The sequence below is a fragment of the Streptomyces sp. NPDC054840 genome (assembly GCF_053611065.1).
The window spans coordinates 1-2258 of sequence record NZ_JBSGZP010000936.1 but is presented as its reverse complement, the minus strand read 5'-3'; the positions used below and the strand labels follow the sequence as shown (position 1 = coordinate 2258).

The 2258-nt window shown below is 72.9% G+C and carries 1 protein-coding gene; it reads right to left on the bottom strand.

All coding sequences use genetic code 11. The features are described 5' to 3' along the window. A partial coding sequence (locus ACWGIU_RS36155; protein ID WP_453712320.1) for a CHAT domain-containing protein occupies positions 1–1997 on the bottom strand: 1997 nt, incomplete at its 3' end. Positions 1998–2258: the final 261 nt, after the last annotated feature.

Below are 2258 nucleotides of genomic sequence, written 5' to 3'. Positions count from 1 at the left end.
GCGCCGCCCACCGTCGGCGTCGCCTCGCCGGGCCCGCCCTCGAAGAGGTGCGTGTAGAACTGATCGGCGAAGGAGATCCCCTGGTCGTCGGGGATCCGCCAGGCCGCCCCGATGTAGTGCCCCACCCCCATGCGCAGGAATTCGTCGGCGAGACTCGGCACGAGCGCGGCCTGCGGGTTCCCCCAGGGGCTGCGGCCCGCGAGGGCGGACGCTCCTGCCGGGGTGCCGGGGCCGGTGGCGTCGCCGAGCCGGGCCGTGTAGCAGGCATTGGCGACGACGATCAGGGGCGGGCGTTCGAGCAGGGCCAGTTCCTGGGCGGTCAGCAGGCCGTCCGCGAAGACCCAGCCCGAGCGCCGTCCCGTGCCGGAGAGGTCGAAGTCGCTGTGTCCGCAGTAGTGGACGATGTGATTGCCCCCGCACAGCAGGACCCGCAGTACGTCCAGGCGCCGGGCGGGGTCGATGCCCGGCTGACGCAGCGAGTTCGCCGCGCCGACGAAGAGGCTGACCTTGGCCCCGAGTTCCTTGAGCCGGGAGGCCACCGCCAGGGCCTCCTGGCGGGCTCCCGGCAGATGGAAGCCCTTCTCCGGGTCTCCCGGGTCGCCGATCACCAGAGCGCGCAGCGGTCCGTCGGCCAGACCTTCGGTCAGCACCCGCGAGTAGGTGGTGCGCAGTTGTCTGGACAGCTGGGTGCGGATCGCCAGGGGATCGCGCATCTCCATACCGGCCTGCTGGATCTCGGCCAGGAACTCCCAGGGGACGGAGGCCGTGTCCCGGTCCAGTTCCAGCAGCACCGTCGAGTCGTCGGTGAGCAGCCGCTGGAAGTCCGGCGGCACCACGAACCGGGACAGCAGATCGGGCAGTTCGCACGCGTCCTTGACGCTCGGTTCCGTCAACCGGTCCACGAGTTCCCGCAGCAGGTCCATGTCCACCGGCACGAGCCGCTCCGGTACGGTGGCCCGCCCGGTCAGCGCCGCCCAGCGCAGGCCGCCGACCCCGGACTGGACGGACATCCGGACGGGCACCGCGTCGTCCTGGGCCTCCGCCGGTCTGCGGACCGTCAGCGACAGCTCGGTGCGCTCCACCGAGGCCAGGTCCGCCAGCTGCTCGCGGATCATCCCCTGGATGCCCGTGTCGAAGCCGGCCAGCACGGTCTGCAGGACGTCCTGCCCGGCCGGCGGGCCGGGACCGGGGCCGCCCGGGAGGCCGTCACGGATGACCTCGCCCGCCGGCCCGGCGAGGCCGGTGAGCGCCGACAGGGCGTACACGGCGGCGGATGGCCCGAACAACTCGCCGCCGCTCTCCTCACGCAGCCCGGGGACGATCCGCACCTGCGGGAGCTTCGCGGCGGAGTCCGTGAGTGCGAGGTGGAGCTGCTCCGCACGCAGCCGGTCGACCTCCGTGACGAGTACGTCGGTGAGCCGGGGCGGCGGTGCGGGCGGGCCCAGGGGCGCCAGGGCGTCGGCGAATCCCCGGACGACGGCGCGGGCCGCCTGTTTGACGGTGAGATTGCCGGTGCCCGAGCCGATGAGCACGGTGGCCATGGTCCCGACGTGGCCGAGCCCGAGTGCTTCGCCGAGCAGGGAGGCGTACATCTGGACGGCGCGGCGTTCCGTCAGGGTGCCCATCGGCCCCATGCCGACGACGGCGGCGCACCGCACGGGGCCCTTCTTGCAGGGGAAGTACGTGACTTCGCCCAACTGGGCTTCGATCCAGCCCAGCTTGGTGTGCTCCGTGATGACGCGGCGGGGTTCGACGGAGATGGCCCGGTCGAGTGCCAGTTCCGCCGCGGTCGGCACCACCGACTGGTAATGGCCCGTGACGTGCAGATCGGCCGTGATCTGCGCGAGGTCACCCCAGATCACCGTGATGTTGAGCCTTGGACCATCGGTGCGCGGCGGTCGGTCGGGGGCGGGAACGGGGAACGGTGCGGGCTGGTTCGAGGCCGTCGGTGCGTCCTCCAGCAGGTCAGCGATGCGAGCGGCGGCGGGGGTGCTCACCACGCCTCCTCCCTTCGAGTCGCCGAGCTTCTCGATCCGAGTGCGTCACATCTGTCTCCCCAACTGGATTATCCCACTACTGACGCGCGCGGCCAGTGGGGCCCTGCGGGCGGCCCGGGCCGGGCGAGCAGGGCGTCCGCGCGGGCCAGTTCAAGACCGGACCCGGGCGGCCGCCGGTGGCCCGCGCCGCGCGCCCACCGTCCCGGCCGGTGCCGCTCGGCTCGGCCCTGGTCACGGCGGTGCAGAGGCACGGCCGAGGAG